Origin of the sequence: Pseudoalteromonas sp. MMG024 (assembly GCF_021654175.1) — a bacterium.
GTDB lineage: Bacteria > Pseudomonadota > Gammaproteobacteria > Enterobacterales > Alteromonadaceae > Pseudoalteromonas.
On sequence record NZ_JAKFZO010000066.1, the window covers coordinates 1 to 403 of the forward strand.

1 protein-coding gene is annotated in these 403 nt (G+C 44.9%); it reads left to right on the forward strand.

Annotation, left to right across the window (positions count from 1 at the left end):
• A partial coding sequence (locus L1068_RS21885; protein ID WP_237131971.1) for a transposase occupies positions 1-403 on the forward strand: 403 nt, incomplete at both ends.

Sequence of the window (403 nt, forward strand, 5' to 3'; positions counted from 1 at the left end):
GCGAGAAGTCGCGATGAAAGACTTAAAAGATGCCAAATACCAGCTAAAGGCATTGCTTCTTCGCAACAATATTAACTATGCAGGCACTGCAAACTGGTCTCTTAAACACTTACGTTGGCTCACTGAATTGGTATTGCCACACCCTGCACAACAAATCGTTTTACAAGAATTTATTCAAACTATAAATGAGCGAATGGCAAGATTAGCGCGACTCGATAATGAACTCTCTCACCATGTTTATCAATGGCGTTATTACCCCGTTGTTAAAGCTATTCAAGCGATGCGTGGGGTGCGTTTGCTTGTAGCCGCTGGCGTTGTCGCTGAGCTTGGTGATTTAACCCGCTTCGACCATCCGCGTAAGCTGATGAGTTATCTGGGTCTAGTACCCAGTGAACACTCAAGC